General features: G+C 73.1%; 16 protein-coding genes. 13 read left to right on the forward strand and 3 right to left on the reverse strand.

Annotation, left to right across the window (positions count from 1 at the left end; translation table 11 throughout):
• Positions 1-2 precede the first annotated feature (2 nt).
• On the forward strand, positions 3-557 hold the full coding sequence (locus ACIBQ1_RS51240) for a hypothetical protein (protein ID WP_397289444.1): 555 nt from the start codon (positions 3-5) through the stop codon (positions 555-557).
• 21 nt (positions 558-578) lie between these two features.
• On the opposite strand, the gene ACIBQ1_RS51245 is transcribed toward ACIBQ1_RS51240, so the two are convergent.
• Complete coding sequence (locus ACIBQ1_RS51245) at positions 579-1,418, reverse strand: MurR/RpiR family transcriptional regulator (protein ID WP_397289446.1); 840 nt, start codon at positions 1,416-1,418, stop codon at positions 579-581.
• 64 nt (positions 1,419-1,482) lie between these two features.
• Between ACIBQ1_RS51245 and thrC the strand changes: the two genes are divergently transcribed.
• The 9 genes from thrC to ACIBQ1_RS51290 all read left to right on the forward strand — a co-directional run bounded on the left by thrC (position 1,483) and on the right by ACIBQ1_RS51290 (position 8,574).
• The gene (thrC, locus tag ACIBQ1_RS51250; RefSeq protein ID WP_397289448.1) at positions 1,483-2,547 is read left to right on the forward strand and encodes a threonine synthase; all 1,065 of its coding nucleotides are present in this window, start codon (positions 1,483-1,485) and stop codon (positions 2,545-2,547) included.
• 103 nt (positions 2,548-2,650) lie between these two features.
• Positions 2,651-3,259 (forward strand): biotin transporter BioY, encoded by a 609-nt coding sequence (locus ACIBQ1_RS51255; protein WP_397289450.1) that lies wholly within the window; start codon positions 2,651-2,653, stop codon positions 3,257-3,259.
• Positions 3,260-3,266: 7 nt separating this feature from the next.
• Positions 3,267-4,640 (forward strand): class I adenylate-forming enzyme family protein, encoded by a 1,374-nt coding sequence (locus ACIBQ1_RS51260; RefSeq protein WP_397289451.1) that lies wholly within the window; start codon positions 3,267-3,269, stop codon positions 4,638-4,640.
• 1 nt (position 4,641) lies between these two features.
• Complete coding sequence (locus ACIBQ1_RS51265) at positions 4,642-5,886, forward strand: thiolase family protein (RefSeq protein WP_397289453.1); 1,245 nt, start codon at positions 4,642-4,644, stop codon at positions 5,884-5,886.
• Positions 5,883-6,557 carry an energy-coupling factor ABC transporter ATP-binding protein gene (locus ACIBQ1_RS51270; protein WP_397289455.1) on the forward strand — a complete coding sequence of 225 codons (675 nt, stop codon included), beginning with the start codon at positions 5,883-5,885 and terminating at the stop codon, positions 6,555-6,557. Before ACIBQ1_RS51265 ends, ACIBQ1_RS51270 begins: the two co-directional genes overlap by 4 nt.
• A complete protein-coding gene (locus ACIBQ1_RS51275) occupies positions 6,554-7,159 on the forward strand; it encodes an energy-coupling factor transporter transmembrane component T family protein (RefSeq protein ID WP_397289457.1) in 606 nt (201 codons plus the stop codon). The genes ACIBQ1_RS51270 and ACIBQ1_RS51275 overlap by 4 nt, the downstream gene beginning before the upstream one ends.
• 52 nt (positions 7,160-7,211) lie before the next feature.
• Entirely contained in the window at positions 7,212-7,556 is a 345-nt protein-coding gene (locus ACIBQ1_RS51280) for an ArsR/SmtB family transcription factor (RefSeq protein WP_397289459.1), read from the forward strand.
• Positions 7,556-8,176 (forward strand): SRPBCC family protein, encoded by a 621-nt coding sequence (locus ACIBQ1_RS51285; RefSeq protein ID WP_397289461.1) that lies wholly within the window; start codon positions 7,556-7,558, stop codon positions 8,174-8,176. Before ACIBQ1_RS51280 ends, ACIBQ1_RS51285 begins: the two co-directional genes overlap by 1 nt.
• Positions 8,176-8,574, forward strand: a complete 399-nt coding sequence (locus tag ACIBQ1_RS51290) for a VOC family protein (protein ID WP_397289463.1) — start codon at positions 8,176-8,178, stop codon at positions 8,572-8,574. The genes ACIBQ1_RS51285 and ACIBQ1_RS51290 overlap by 1 nt, the downstream gene beginning before the upstream one ends.
• A gap of 25 nt (positions 8,575-8,599) precedes the next feature.
• On the opposite strand, the gene ACIBQ1_RS51295 is transcribed toward ACIBQ1_RS51290, so the two are convergent.
• Both ACIBQ1_RS51295 and ACIBQ1_RS51300 read right to left on the reverse strand, forming a co-directional pair.
• Positions 8,600-9,820 carry a riboflavin synthase gene (locus ACIBQ1_RS51295; protein WP_397289465.1) on the reverse strand — a complete coding sequence of 407 codons (1,221 nt, stop codon included), beginning with the start codon at positions 9,818-9,820 and terminating at the stop codon, positions 8,600-8,602.
• Positions 9,821-10,034: 214 nt separating this feature from the next.
• On the reverse strand, positions 10,035-10,493 hold the full coding sequence (locus ACIBQ1_RS51300) for a TetR/AcrR family transcriptional regulator (RefSeq protein ID WP_397289466.1): 459 nt from the start codon (positions 10,491-10,493) through the stop codon (positions 10,035-10,037).
• 734 nt (positions 10,494-11,227) lie between these two features.
• On the opposite strand from ACIBQ1_RS51300, the gene ACIBQ1_RS51305 reads away from it, so the two are divergent.
• The 3 genes from ACIBQ1_RS51305 to ACIBQ1_RS51315 all read left to right on the forward strand — a co-directional run bounded on the left by ACIBQ1_RS51305 (position 11,228) and on the right by ACIBQ1_RS51315 (position 14,367).
• Entirely contained in the window at positions 11,228-12,355 is a 1,128-nt protein-coding gene (locus ACIBQ1_RS51305) for a hypothetical protein (protein WP_397289468.1), read from the forward strand.
• A gap of 738 nt (positions 12,356-13,093) precedes the next feature.
• Positions 13,094-13,582 (forward strand): hypothetical protein, encoded by a 489-nt coding sequence (locus ACIBQ1_RS51310; RefSeq protein ID WP_397289470.1) that lies wholly within the window; start codon positions 13,094-13,096, stop codon positions 13,580-13,582.
• 272 nt (positions 13,583-13,854) lie between these two features.
• Positions 13,855-14,367 carry an NB-ARC domain-containing protein gene (locus ACIBQ1_RS51315; protein WP_397289472.1) on the forward strand — a complete coding sequence of 171 codons (513 nt, stop codon included), beginning with the start codon at positions 13,855-13,857 and terminating at the stop codon, positions 14,365-14,367.
• Positions 14,368-14,390 lie beyond the last annotated feature (23 nt).

The following is a 14,390-nucleotide window of genomic DNA, read 5'->3' on the forward strand; positions in this document are numbered from 1 at the left end:
CGATGCTCTGGCCCGCGCTCCGGGTCCTGGCCCACGGGGACCTCGCGGCCGATCAGGTGCGGCAGCTGATCGGCGTGCTCGGCCTCGACGAGGTCCCGCGTGCCGAGGGGCCGGGGAAGGAGGCCAGCCTCGCCCACCGGGCCTTCACCGACGACACCGGCGCGCGGCTCGTTCTCGACCTGTCCAAGGCCGGCGCGTCGGGCTGGGTGCTGTCCCTGCTGTCCGCCGCGGGGCAGCCGTCGCCGGAGACCGTCGAGAGCCACCGGCGGCGCCTTCGCGCCGCGGCCGAACACCTCGGCCTGACGATCGTCCAGGTCGACCCGGCGCGGACCGCCGACGAGGTGTTCCTGCCGGCGGCTCCCGATGAGGGGGCGATCGGGCAGTCGTGGGACCTGCCGTACGACGAGCTGGACCACCTGTGGCCGCACCTCGGGGTGCGCGCCGACGCGCCACGCGAGGTGAAGAAGGTCAGGCTGGAGGCGATGACGCGGGCGCCCGTCTGGGCCGACGCCCCGGACAAGCTCCGCCGCCAGGCCGCCGAATTCCTGCGCGACTGAGTTTTCCTGCCGCGCGCTCGCTCAGAGCGTCTGGATGAGCGCGTCGAGGTCGGCCAGCCGCTCGGCGGGCGACAGGCGCGCGGCCGTGGCGACGAGCAGCAGCTCTGTGACCGCGATCTCGTGGGCGAGCGGCGCGATCGGCCCGGCGGCCTCGCGCGGCAGCCTGATCAACACCTCCGCCTCGGCCGCCAGCGGCGACTCCCACGCGTCGGTGACCAGCACGAGCCGCGCGCCCCGGGCGCGCGCGGCTTTGGCGAAGCGGGCGGTGCCGGAGGAGTAGCGCCGGAAGTCGTACGCCACCACCGCGTCGGCCCCCTTCAGATCCAGCACCGTGCGCGCCCGGGCCTGCGTGGAGTCGGGCACCCGGTGCGCGCCGGGACGCAGGCTGGCCAGCTGGCGGATCAGGTATTCGGCGGCCAGCTCGCTCAGCGGCCCGCCCAGCGCCCACACGGTCCTGGCCTCGGAGAGCAGGGCCGCCGCGGTGTCCAGAAGCGGGTCCGTGGCGGCGGCGAGCGTGCCGTCCAGCCCCGCGCGCAGGTCCTCGGCGGCCTGCCGCAGCTCGGGACTTCCGGCGGCGACGGGGGAGTCGGGCGACCGCGTGACGAACTCCAGCAGCCGTGACCGGTCCCGTGCCCCGTCACGCACCGCGGCCTGGAAGTCGGCGAACCCGCCGTACCCCAGCCGGTCGAACAGCCGCGACGCCGTCGGCGGGCTGACCCCCGCGCGCTCGGCCAGCGCCCGCAGCGAGCCCAGCGCCGCGAACGGATAGTCGTCGAGCAGCACGCGCACGATCGTCCGCTCCCCGGGCGGCAGCTCGGGATAGACGGCGCTGAGGCGGTCGGCCACCGGATCGTTCTCCACAATGACAAATGTTACATCAACCCGGTTTTCCCAGGTTCGCGAAACGAATGTTACGGTTCGGGGCATGAGAACCTGGCATGGTCTGATCGACAGCGACTACCGGCGCTGGCTGCCGGTCACCGCCGACACCCCGTCCGTCTCGCTCAACGAGGGCAACACCCCGCTCCTGCGCTCGGCGCACCTGTCGGAGCTCACCGGCTGCGAGATCTGGCTGAAGGTCGAGGGCGCCAACCCGACGGGCTCGTTCAAGGACCGCGGGATGACGGTGGCGATCAGCAGGGCGGCCGAGGCCGGGGCGCAGGCCGTCATCTGCGCCTCCACCGGCAACACCAGCGCCTCCGCAGCCGCCTACGCCGCCCGCGCCGGGGTGACGGCCGCCGTGCTGGTCCCCAAGGGCCGGATCGCGCTCGGCAAGCTCAGCCAGGCCGTCCGCTACGGCGCCGAGATCGTCGAGATCGACGGCAACTTCGACGACTGCCTGCGCGTGGCCCGCGAGCTGGCCGCCCACCACCCCATCGCGCTGGTCAACTCGGTCGGCAACGAGCTGCGCCTGGCCGGGCAGCGCACGGTCGCCTACGAGATCGTGGACGCCCTCGGCGACGCGCCCGACGTGCACTGCCTGCCGGTCGGCAACGGCGGCAACATCACCGCCACCTGGGGCGGCTACCGCAACTACCACGGCGCCGGCCTGGCCGGCCGGCTCCCGCGCATGTGGGGCTTCCAGGCGGCCGGAGCGGCGCCGCTCGTCCACGGCGCTCCCGTGGCGGCCCCGCGGACGGAGGCCACCGCGATCAGCGTGGGCAACCCGGCCACCTGGGAGGGCGCGGTGACCGCCCGCGACGAGTCCGGCGGGCTGATCGAGGCGGTGACCGACGAGCAGATCTTCGCCGCGTACCGGATGCTGGCCCGCCGCGACGGCGTCTTCGCCGAGCCCGCCTCGGCGGCCGGGGTCGCGGGCCTGCTCGACCGGCACGCGCGGGGCCTGCTGGAGCCGGGCCTGCGGATCGTGATCACGCTCAGCGGCAACGGCCTGAAGGACCTGGACGCCTCCCTGCGCGACGGCTACACCTCGACGGAAACCTCCTCGTCCGCCTCCGACGTGGCCCGGGCCCTGCGCCTGGCGGCCTGACCGCGGTTGTGGGAGAGGTATCGGTCGCTCGCAGAGGAACGCACCGAAAGTTGTGGGATCCCTCCATGCCTGGAGTGTGCGGTCTTGGTGTGGGATCGTCCCCATGATGGATGCATCGAAGCAGCGCAGGTTCCCCACGGGCGACCTGGCGCGGGTGGCCGTGTTCGCGGCGCTGATCGCGGTGCTGGGCGTGCCCGGCTCGCTGAACCTCTTCGGCAACGCGGTCCCGATCACGCTCCAGACGCTCGGCGTGATGCTGGCGGGGGCCATTCTCGGCACGTGGCGGGCCGCGCTGGCCGTGGTGGTGCTGCTCGTGCTGGTCGCCGCCGGCCTGCCGCTGCTGGCGGGCGGGCGCGGCGGGCTGGGCGTGTTCGCCATGCCGTCGGCCGGATACCTGATCGGCTGGATCCCCGGCGCGGCGGTGACCGGCTGGCTGGTCGAGCGCGCGGGCCGCAACCCGGGGATCTTCCCGCTGATGGTGGCGTGCCTGGTGGGCGGGATCGGCGTGATCTACCTGTTCGGCATCCCCGTCCAGTCGCTCGTCACGGGGGTGTCCCTGGGGGCGACGGCGGTGTCCAGCCTCGTCTTCCTGCCCGGTGACCTGATCAAGGTGATGCTGGCGTCCGTCGTGGCCAGGGGCACGCAGCGGGCCTACCCGGACGCGGTCCCGGCCGTGCACCGCGAACGGCTGCGCTCCGGCGGGGGGCGTTGACCGCTCGATGCCCGTTGCACAACATGTGATGCGGCACGCCGCCGAACGCCCTTCGCACCCGGCGGTGTGCGGCCCCCAGGGGGAGCTCACCTACGACCAGCTCGCCGAACGGATCCACGGCGCCGCCCGCCACCTGCTCGGCCGCGGGGTCGGCCCGGGCACGCTGGTCGCGATCGGCCTGGCGGACCCGGTCGAGCTCCTTACCGCCGTGCTCGCGGCCGATCTGGCGGGCGCGACGCCGCTGGTGGGCGACCCCGCCTGGGGCCGGGAGCGGTGGTCGAGCGTCGCCGCGGCGGCCGGGCCCCATTTCCATGTGGACGCGCCGCTGCCCGGGGTGGCGGGTCCCGCGGTGGCGCACGAGCCGAAGCCCGGGGATCGGGCCTGGGCGTGCTTCAGCTCCGGCAGCACCGGCCGGCCGCGCGCCATCGTACGCACCCGCGCGTCGTGGACGGAGTCGTTCCCGCACCTCGCCGACCTGGCCGGGATCGGCCCGGACGACGTCGTGCTGATCCCCGGCCCCCTCGTGTCCAGCCTGTACGCCTTCGCCGCCGTCCACACCCTGGCCACCGGGGCGACGGCCCTGCTTCCCGGCCGCCGGCCCTCCCGTACGATGGCCGGCCTGCTGGACCGGGCCACCGTCGTGCACCTGGTGCCGCACCGGCTGCCCGACGTGCTGGAGCACCCGGGGTCGCTGCGCGTGGCCGTCGTCGGCGGCGCGGCCCTCGACCCGGACACGCGGGCGGCGGCTGTCCGGGCGGGGGTCCGGGTCGTGTCCTACTACGGGGCGACGGAGCTGTCGTTCGTGGCGGTGGACGCCGACGGGGGTGGGTTGCGCCCTTTTCCGGGCGTGGAGATCGAGGTCAGGCCCGTGGGCCCGGCGGGCGGCGGGCTCGGCGAGGTGTGGGCGCGTTCGCCATGGTTGGCTGACGGGTATCTGGGCGATGCCGCGGGTCCGCTGCGCCGGGACGGCGACGGCTGGGCGACCGTGGGTGACGTGGCGGAGCCGTACCGGGTAGGAGAGGTGCTGCGGGTGCGCGGCCGGGGAGACGGCGCGATCCAGACCGGCGGCGCCACCGTCGTGCCCGAGGACGTCGAGGAGGTGCTCAGGAAGGTGCCCGGGGTGGGAGACATCGTCGTGGTCGGCTCGCCGCACCCGTCGCTCGGTGCCGTGGTCACGGCGGTCATCGAGGCCGAGTGCGCCACGCCGCCGCCGCGGGCGCTGCTGGAGGCGACGGCCAGGGGCGGCCTGGACGCGGCGCAGCGGCCGCGCCGCTGGTACGCGGTGCCGAACCTGCCGCGTACCCAGACGGGCAAGCCGGCCCGCGCCCTGGTCGCGGCCCGGCTGGCGGGCGGCGACCCCGATATCCGGCGGCTGGTCTGACATGCGCGACTTCGACCCACGGTACGAGCCCGTCGTCGTCGCGGCCCGGCGTACCCCCATCGGCACGGCCGGGCACGCGTTCAAGGGCGTGACCGTCGATCGGCTGGCCGCGCCCGTGATCGCCGCCGTGGCGCGCGAGCTGGCCGGGCGGCGGGTGGACGACGTGGTGCTGGGCAACTGCATGGGGCCCGGCGGGAACGTGGCCAGGGTGTCGGCGCTGGCGGCCGGTCTGGGGCACGAGGTGCCTGGGCTGACGGTGGACCGGCAGTGCGGCAGCGGGCTGGCCGCGATCCTGGTGGCCGGCCAGGCCGTCCGCGCGGGCGAGATGGACCTGGTGATCGCCGGCGGGGCGGAGAGCGCCTCGACCGCGCCGCAGCGTACCCATCGGGGCGCGACGGAGCCGTACCCCAGGGCGCCCTTCGCCCCGGACGGCCACCCCGACCCCGACATGGGGCCGGCCGCCGAGGCGCTGGCGACGGCGCGCGGCGTCAGCCGGGCGCGCCAGGACGCCTACGCCTGCCGCAGCCACGCCAGGGCGCTGGCCGCCCGCGACGCGGGCCGGTTCAGGGACGAGATCGTGCCGATCGGCGGGCGCGGCGACGACCAGCGGCCCCGGCCGCTGCGGGCCGCGTCGCTGGCCCGGCTGCCCGCGGCGTTCGTGGCGGACGGTACAGTGACGGCCGGTAATTCCTCCCCGGTCAGCGACGGCGCCGCGGCCGTGGCCCTCGTGCCCGAGCGGCTGCGGGCCGGCCTGCCGGGGATGCGGCTGGTGGCCGGGTCCGTCGTCGGGTGCGATCCCGAGCTGCCCGGGTGGGGCCCGGTGCCCGCGGTGCGGCGGGTGCTGGCGCGTACGGGGGTGGAGTTGGAGCAGGTCGCGGCGGTGGAGATCGTGGAGGCGTTCGCGGCGCAGGTGCTGGCGGTCACCGACGCGCTGGGGCTCGACGCCCTGGAGGGCGACCGGGTGTGCGCCGACGGCGGCGCGCTGGCCCTGGGGCATCCGTGGGGCGCGACCGGCGCCGTCGTGGTGACCCGGCTGTTCAGCCGCCTCGTGCGCGGCGGCGCCCCGCCGGGGACGCTGGGCCTGGCGGCGGCCGCGGTGGGCGGCGGGCTCGGCGTGGCCGCCCTGTTCGAGGTGGTCGGCCCCGGCCGGGACGTCAGCTCCGGCCGAGACGTCGGTTCCGGCCAGAGCGTCGGTTCCGGCCGGGACATCGGCATCGGCTCAGGCCGGGACGGAGCGCGGGCGTGATCGAGTTCGCCGACGTGCACGTACGCCTCGGCGCCCGCGACGTCCTCAACGGCGTCACCGCCGCCCTGCCCGAGCGGCGGATCGGCGTGGTCGGCGCCAACGGCTCGGGCAAGAGCACGCTCGCCCGCCTGGTAAACGGCCTGGCCCAGCCGACCTCCGGCAGCGTCACCGTGCTCGGCCTCGACACCCGCCGCCACGCGGCCAAGATCAGGCGGGGCGTCGGGTTCCTGTTCACCGACCCGGACGCGCAGATCGTCATGCCCACCGTGGCCGAGGACGTGGCCTTCTCCCTGCGCCGCAAGGGCCTGGCGCGCGAGGAGGTCGAGCGGCGCGTGCACGACGTGCTGAGCCGGTACGGCCTGGCCGGGCACGCCGACCACCCCGCGCACCACCTGTCGGGCGGCCAGAAGCAGTTGCTCGCCCTCTGCGCGGTCATGGTGCTCGAACCGGACATCCTCGTCATGGACGAGCCCACCACACTGCTGGACCTGCGCCACTCCCGCCAGGTCGCCGACCTGCTGCGGGAGCTGCCGCAGCAGGTGCTGGTGGTCAGCCACGACCTGCCGCTGCTGGCCGACTTCGACCGCGTCCTCGTGCTCGACGAGGGCCGCGTCGTGGCCGATGGCACGCCGGACGAGGCCATCGCCCACTACCGGAAGATCATGTCGTGAACGGCCTCACCGGCGCGTACGTCCCCGGTTCCTCGCCGCTGCACCGGCTCCCGGCCGGGGTCAAGCTGGGCGGGCTGGCCCTGGCGTGCACGGCCCTGGTGCTGCTGAGCTCGCCACTGGCGCTGGCCGGTGCGGCGGTCGTGGCGGCGGGCCTGTACGCGCTGTCGGGGGTCGGCGCGGCGGCGGCCTGGGCGCAGGTCAGGCCGGTGCGGTGGTTCGCGGTGGGGCTGTTCGGGATGCAGTGGGTGCTCGTGGGCCTGCCGGGGGCGGTGTCCACGACGCTGCGCATGGTGCTGGCGGTCGCGCTGGCCGGGCTGGTCACGCTCACCACCCGCACCTCCGCCATGATGTCGGCGCTGGAACGCGGCCTGTCCCCGGCCAGGTTCGTGGGGCTGGACCCGTTCCGGCTGTCGCTGCTGCTGTCGCTGACGGTGCGCAGCGTGCCCGTCGTGGCCGCGCTGGCCACCCGCGTCCGGGAGGCCCAGCGGGCCAGGGGCGTGGAGCGCAGCTTCCGGGCCTTCGCCGTGCCGCTGGTGGTCGGCTCGCTCCGGCACGCCGACGCTCTCGGCGAGGCCCTCAGCGCGCGGGGACTGGACGACTGATCTCCTTATCCCAGGTTTGACTTATATAAGCTCATCCTGAAACAATGAGGTCGTGCACGCATTCGACGTCCTCGGCGATCCGGTCCGGCGGCGGATCCTGGAGCTGCTCGCCGCCGGCGAGCAGAGCTCGGGAGAGCTCACCGGCGTCATCCAGCGCGAGTTCGGCATCTCCCAACCGGCCGTCTCCCAGCACCTGCGGGTGCTGCGCGACAACGGCTTCGCCAGCGTGCGAGCCCAGGGCACCCGGCGGCTGTACGCCGTCGAGCCCGGGCCGCTGCAGGAGGTCGATCTCTGGCTGGAGCGATTTCGTGGCTTCTGGAGCCAACGACTGGACGCGCTGGCGACGGAGCTGGCCCGCGGCAAGCGCGAGCGCCGCATGAACGAAAAGGACACCTGATGGATTTCGTGGACGAGCTGCTCAAGGCTCAGCGCGAGCTGAAAGACGGCGACGTCAAGACCATAACGCTGCGACGGCACTACGACGCCGAGGTCGAGGACGTCTGGGACGCCTGCACCGACGCCAAGCGGCTGTCCCGGTGGTTCCTGCCCGTGAGCGGGGACCTCCGGGTCGGGGGCACGTACCAGCTCCAAGGCAACGCGGGCGGCGAGATCCTGCGCTGCGAGCCGCCCAACCTGCTGAAGGTCAGCTGGCTGTTCGGGGAGAACCCCGGCTTCTCCGAGGTCGAGGTCCGCCTGTCCGGCCAGGACGGCGGCACCCTGTTCGAGCTGCGCCACAGCGCCGAGGTGCCGCCCGAGTTCTGGGGGCAGTTCGGGCCGGGCGCGACCGGCGTGGGCTGGGACCTGGCGCTGCTGGGCCTGGGCCTGCACCTGGCGACCGGCGGCGACCCGGGGATCGACGAGGCCACCTTCCACGAGACCCCCGAGGGCCGGCGCTACATCATCGAGAGCGGCCGGGCCTGGGGCGAGGCCCACCTGGCCGCGGGCGGCCCGCCCGACGTGGTCACCACCATGGTCGCGGCCACCACCGCCTTCTACGCTCCCGAACAGGACTCCTGATGTCTGCGCAGATCAGCCCGTTCCTCATGTTCCAGAACGGCGACGCCGAGGAGGCGATGACGTTCTACGTGTCGCTGTTCGACGATGCCAAGGTGGTCTCCCTCGTGCGCTTCGGCCCCGGCGAGGCGGGGGAGGAGGGCAAGATCAAGCTCGCGACGTTCGCGCTGGCGGGCCGGGAGCACATGTGCATGGACAGTCCTCCCGTGCACGACTTCACGTTCACGCCGTCGATGTCGCTGTTCGTCGTGTGTGACACCGAGGAGGAGATCGACCGCCTGTACGGGGCGCTGGTGGAAGGCGGCCATCCGCTGATGCCGCTGGGCTCGTACGAGTTCAGCAGGAAGTTCGGCTGGGTCAACGACCGGTTCGGCGTGTCCTGGCAGATCAACCTGCCCTGACCGGCCGCGCTCCGCTCCCCTCCCCTCACAGGTGCTTCCTGAGGTCGGCCACGTCGAGCAGGGGCAGGCCCCAGCGCAGGGCGGCGATCTCCAGGTCGGCGGCCTTGGCCATGGTGCCGTCGGGGTTCATGACCTCGCAGCACACCCCGACCGGCGCCAGCCCGGCCGCCACGCACATGGCGACGGTGGCCTCGGTGTGCCCGGCGCGTTCGGACAGCCCGCCGGGGCGGGCGGCGAGCGGGAAGACGTGTCCCGGCCGCAGGAAGTCGTCAGGGACGGCGTCCGGGTGGGCCAGGCGGCGCACGGTCGCGGCGCGTTCGGCGGCCGACACTCCCGTGCCGGTCCCGGCGGTCAGGTCGACGGGGATGTGCGGGCGGGTGCCGTGCCGGTCGCCGGGGCCGGGGACGGGGCCGAGCTCCAGCCGGTCGAGGACCTCGGGGGCGCACGGCACGGTCGGATGGCCGCACACCTGGGTGAGCAGGAACGTGAACGCCTCCGGGCGCAGGCGGGCCCCCGCGAACACGACGTCGCCCTCGCCTTCCCGGTCGGGGTCCCAGATGACCACGCCTCCTCCGGCGGCGAGCTGCGTGAGCGCCTGCTGCACGCCGCGCCCGCCGGAGCGCCGTCCGGCCCAGGGCAGCGCCGCGACCACGTCGGTCACGGCCTGCGCCAGGTCGGGCAGGCGGCGCCGGACGAGCCGGATGACCAGATCGGGCTCCAGGTTCACCCGATCGCCGACGGACAGCTCCGACAGCGTGGTGGCCTGCAGCGTCAGCGGGATCAGCGCCACCGCGAACCGGTCGCGGGACACCTCGGCGACGGTCAGGCTGACGCCGTCGACCGCGATCTGCCCTTTCGCGACGATCAGCGGGAGGAAGCGCTCGGGCGGCTTGATCCACAGGCGCCGCGCGGCACCCTCGTCATCGATCCGCACGACCTTGCCCACGGCGTCCACGTTGCCCTGGACCAGGTGGCCGGCGAGCGGGTCACCCAGCGCCAGCGGGGTCTCCACGTTGACCCGCGTGCCCGGCCGGATCTGGTCGAGGGTCGACCGGCGCCGGGTCTCGGCCGACAAGCCGGCCTCCAGCACGTGCGTCTCGCGGGCGGTCCGCAGGACGGTCAGGCCCACGCCGTTCAGGCTGATCGAGCCCGGCGCGCCGGCGGCGGCCCTGGGCGCGCCGACCGCGATGCGCGACTCGTCGACGGCCACCACCGTGCCGATTTCCTGGATGTTCCCGGTGAACATGCGACACCACCTCTCGACAGCGGGAGGACGAGCCTCACCGCGCGAAGAACCAGGGGCCGGACCGGCCCGAGAGGTGGCGGGGTGTCACCGCGTGGCCCGGAATCGCACCGAGTCGTCCCGCCGGGACCGGCGGAACCGGCGGGCTGTCACCGCCGCACCTTGGAATCGCACCAATCAACCTTTACCATCCGGCGGCCCAGTAGATCAAAGGCTCTCAGCTGAGAGACACGGGCGCGATGCCGGCCAGCTTGATCAGGAACCGGTCGATCTGCGCCTCCAGCGGCGGCCAGGGCAGGTCGGGCTGGTTGACCCGCGACGACCCGGCCCCGTGCACCGCCGCCCGCAGGTCGAGCGAGACCTCCGTGGCCTCGCCTGGGGCGGCGAGCCCGGCGTTCATGCAGCGCCGGACCGCGGCGGTGGTGCGCCCGCCCGGCTCCTGCTTGAACTCCATGCCGGCCCGCTGGTTGAGCGTGCCCTCGTGGAGCACCTTGTACAGGCCCGGATGGTGGCGTACCCACTCGCCGAGGTAGCGCAGGCGGGCGCGCAGCCGCGCCACCGGGTCGGCGGCGGTCTCGGCCTGGTCGAGGGCGCGTACGAGGTCGCGGTGGCACTGCTCCAGCGCGGCCAGGACGAGGGCGTCGCGGGGCCCCAGTAGTAATGCAGAAATTTTCAACGAAATAGCGTCTGACCTGCGGTAACGCAGGAACATCCGACTGGCGTCTCGGTTTGATCACGGTGTTGGATCACGGCCAAGGACAGTTCGCGGTTCGGCTACCGGCCAGGGAACTACGACCGTTGCTTCGCATCGTCGGCTCCGGCGCCCAGCCCAGCGATGCTGGTGTCGTGGTCGCGGAGCATGCGCATGACGGTGGCCGGGGAGGGGTGCCGGCCCCTCTTGGCGCCCTGGGTGATGACCAGGCGGGAGGCGATCTCGCGGCGGGGGCCCGCCGGCCGTGGGGTTCGGCGGCTTGTGGGAAGCAACCTGAGGGGGCGCAGACCAAGTAACGCCGAAAGGGCCAGTCTCCTGGTCACGGCGGATGTGCGCGCGAGGATTACGGCTCGAACATGGCGGGATAAGTCCGGCGCGATAACGATCACTGGGGCGTTTTTGCAGGTCGTGGTGCTCGATATCAAGCCTTATGTCAACCGGCTGCCCCTTCCAGGCGTACAGGGTCTTGCAGGCGATGGCGGTGGTGGGCCCCGAACAGACGACGACATCAGACGCGTCTTCGCCGATGGGCCGGAGCTGGGACACCAAGATCAAGAAATGGATCTTGCCGGGATAACCTGGCTTCCAGCGCCTGGCCCGGCCCCGGCGGTGTGGCAGCAGCCGCGCGTCACCCCGGGCGCTGTGAGCCGGCCTGAGCCACCGACCGGGTGGTCGTCCCGGGAGAAGTAGGGGGAGACATGCGATTTCTGGAGCGGGAACGCGCCACTGTGGCGAAGCTGCTGCCGGGGCTGGACGAGAGCCTGCGGGCGGCACCCCTCATGGAGCTGGAGGGCCCGGATACCCCGGGCATCCAGCTCTTCCGCGACAGCGGCGGCTCCGGGCTACTGGTGCCGAGCGGCTTCACGAGAGGGCTGGGAGCCACCGCCCTGGACGCCCTGCGGGTGCAGCGCGCACTGGGGAGCAGGACACCGTCACTGGCCGTGGCCACCACCTGGCATCACTTCTGGGTGGCCACCCTGGTCGATCTGGACATAGCCAACAACCCATCGACGATCACCGCGAGGAAGGTCGCATCGGCGGCTTACGATGAACGTCTCGTGGCGTTCTGCCTCGCCGAGGAGCGCCCCGGCGCCGGAATGCTCTCCTCCTCGCTGACCGCCATGTACACGGACGATGGGTGGCTGATCAACGGGGTGACGCGCCCGTGCAGTCTGGCCCGGTCGCTGGACCCGTCGTGCGACTGGCTCGCCGTCATGGTCACGCTACCCAGCGACGGCGAGTACGACGGGGCAGCGGCGATGGCGCTGGTGTCCCCAGATGCCGAAGGTTTGAGCGTCAGCGGGGCGGGGGCAGAGAGCGAGCAGGCCACCCTCGACAACGTCGTGGTGGACTGGACGGACTTGATGATCGACAACCACGACGTCCCGGTGGACATACCGTTGACCGCGGGCTTCGTCTGGTTCCAGCTGCTGATGACGGGCAGCTACCTCGGGGCCGCCAGCGCACTGGTCGAGCGGGTGCTGCTCAACGACCAGGTGCCCGAGTCCGAGCGGGTCCGGCTGCTGGTGGAGGCCGAGCTCGCGATGTCGGCCGCGGAGGGCGTCGCCAGCCGGATCGACGCCGGCGACCCGGCCGAGTCGACGCTCGCCGACGCGCTGTATGTCCGATACGGCGTGCAGGACACCCTCGCCCGGATAGTCCCGCGCGCGGTCGACCTGCTCGGCCACCTCGGCTCCACGGCCTCCGACGAGGTCGCCCACCTCGCCACCTTCACCAACGGGCTGGCCCAGCAGCCGCCGACACAGTCCCAGATGGCCGGTCCGCTGGCGGCGTACCTGGCCGGCGGGCCGCTCACCCTCGCCTAATGGGAGCTACCGGCTCTGCTGTTCGGGCAGACTCGGTGCTTGGTAGCTGCTGGTGAGTGAGCACTCCACCGCTCCAACGTGCTGCGGGCCGGCACCGGCAGCCCGCCGGCCCGGCATCGGCGTACGACCTCCCGGTAGAGCGCCGCTGCCGGTCCAGATACCGCGAACGGATCACCTCGGCCAGCACCGCCTCGACCGCCGCTGGAGCGCCGGGGCAGCAGGTCTGAGACGACGCCCTCACCCGCGCGCCACCGGCCCAGCAGCACATACACCTGACGCCGCGAGATCTCCAGCTCGGCCGCGTCCGCGGCGGCCAATCCCACCCGTGGCGTGATCGGCCAGCCGGCCGATCACCTCCGCCTGGCGTACCGCCACGTCCCACGCCTCATCCGGGGCGGTCAGCACACCCCGCACGATGATCTGCGCCCGCCCGCCATCCATGCCGGGACCTCACCATCGCGCGCGCGAGTACGGAACAACTGCACCGTAGCGCAGAGGACTACGGACAAGCCGGCGCTTCACAGTCCTCTGCACAGATCCCGAAAGCCCAGGACATCCGTGCACACGCCTTCGAAAAGTGACAACGGGTTTCGGGACGATCGTTCCTGCGGAAACGTGATCGCGGCGAGTCCCGCGGTGGCCGTCCCGTAAACGACCGTTTCGCTTTCGTTGTGATGACAGGTAACGCATTCGTCACTATGGGTCCCGCTCGTGCCGGTTCGGAAGCACTCTGGACGTATGTCGAAGACGACGGCGGGGGCGAAGCGCGCGCCCGGTTCGCGGCTGTGGCGCGGCGTGGCGATCACCGCGATCGTGGTGCTGGCGGCCTCGCTCGCGGCGGGGCTGGTCTGGTTCTTCGCCGACCCACTACACCTTCCGCCCGAGGTGCTGGAGGTACTGGATCAAAGGGCCAGCGTGATCGGCATGCTCACCGGCATGGTGGTCGGCGTGGCCGGGCTGGTGGTCGCCGTGGTGGCGTTGCGGGCGCAGGTGCGCGCCGACCGCGCCCAGCCGGCTGCCGTCGCCACACCGGACGCGCCGGACGCAACGCAGAAGGCGTCGCCGCAGGTGTCGGCCTCGGGCGAGCGGTCGATCGCCATCGGCGGCGACAACACCGGCATCGTCTCGACCGGTGACGGGGCGCGGAATGTGCAGATGCGGGCGCAGGCCTCGGGCCAAGGCCGGGTGTATCAGGCTGGCGGCGACCAGACCATCAACGAGCGATGAGCATCCCTTCCGCGCCCGATTCTCCAGAGCGGCAGCCGCATGTGCAGTTGGAGGCCACCGCCGCAGGGCAGAGCCGGGTGTACCAGTCGGCCGGTGACCAGACCATCAACCACCATTACCCGCCCAAATCGGAACGGGGTTAGATCGTCGAAGGGGATATCCCGCAATGCCCGCCTGGCTTCCAGCCCCGCCCGCACCTGCTGCAGCAGCTGGCCGACCGGCTCGGCGACCCAGCCCCGGGCCAAAGCGGCGACGCGAGTGGGGGAGCGGCAGTGATCTGCGCGATGGCCGGCACCCCGGGGGTGGGCAAGACGCTGCTGGCCGCCTCCTACGCCTGGGCCTGCCAGGCAGAGCGCTGGCCGGTGGTGGCCTGGGTCGCCGCCGAAACCGCCGATCAGATCGTGACCGGGCTGGCCGCGCTGGCCGAGCGGCTCGGCCAGCGCCAGGCTGACGATGACGCCGCGGCGGCCGCGGCCCGGGCCAAGGCCTGGCTGGCCGCCACCACCCGACCGGCCCTACTGGTCTTTGACAACGCCACCGACGTCGTGGAGGTGCGCCGCTGGTGCCCGACCACTGGTGCCACCCGCGTGGTCATCACCACCCGCAACCGCGCTTTCCTGCTCGCCTACCAGCCGCTCGACGTCGACGTGTTCACCCCCGAGCAGGCGGCCGCGTTCCTGTACCGGCGCACCGGCCTGGACGACCCCGCTGGCGCCGCCGAACTTGCCGAAGAGCTGGGGCGCCTGCCGCTGGCGCTGGGCCAGGCGGCCGCGGTGATCGTCTGACTACGCCTGGACTATGGCGCCTA

It is taken from the genome of Nonomuraea sp. NPDC050153, assembly GCF_044460125.1.
GTDB lineage: Bacteria > Actinomycetota > Actinomycetes > Streptosporangiales > Streptosporangiaceae > Nonomuraea.

Bases quoted from the DNA above. Each gene is read 5' to 3' on its own strand.
- thrC (WP_397289448.1), top strand. From the start codon at position 1,483: ATGAGAACCTGGCATGGTCTGATCGACAGCGACTACCGGCGCTGGCTG.
- ACIBQ1_RS51255 (WP_397289450.1), top strand. From the start codon at position 2,651: ATGATGGATGCATCGAAGCAGCGCAGGTTCCCCACGGGCGACCTGGCG.
- ACIBQ1_RS51310 (WP_397289470.1), top strand. From the start codon at position 13,094: ATGTCGAAGACGACGGCGGGGGCGAAGCGCGCGCCCGGTTCGCGGCTG.
- ACIBQ1_RS51265 (WP_397289453.1), top strand. From the start codon at position 4,642: ATGCGCGACTTCGACCCACGGTACGAGCCCGTCGTCGTCGCGGCCCGG.
- ACIBQ1_RS51290 (WP_397289463.1), top strand. From the start codon at position 8,176: ATGTCTGCGCAGATCAGCCCGTTCCTCATGTTCCAGAACGGCGACGCC.
- ACIBQ1_RS51260 (WP_397289451.1), top strand. From the start codon at position 3,267: ATGCCCGTTGCACAACATGTGATGCGGCACGCCGCCGAACGCCCTTCG.
- ACIBQ1_RS51305 (WP_397289468.1), top strand. From the start codon at position 11,228: ATGCGATTTCTGGAGCGGGAACGCGCCACTGTGGCGAAGCTGCTGCCG.
- ACIBQ1_RS51240 (WP_397289444.1), top strand. From the start codon at position 3: ATGCTCTGGCCCGCGCTCCGGGTCCTGGCCCACGGGGACCTCGCGGCC.
- ACIBQ1_RS51295 (WP_397289465.1), bottom strand. From the start codon at position 9,820: ATGTTCACCGGGAACATCCAGGAAATCGGCACGGTGGTGGCCGTCGAC.
- ACIBQ1_RS51285 (WP_397289461.1), top strand. From the start codon at position 7,556: ATGGATTTCGTGGACGAGCTGCTCAAGGCTCAGCGCGAGCTGAAAGAC.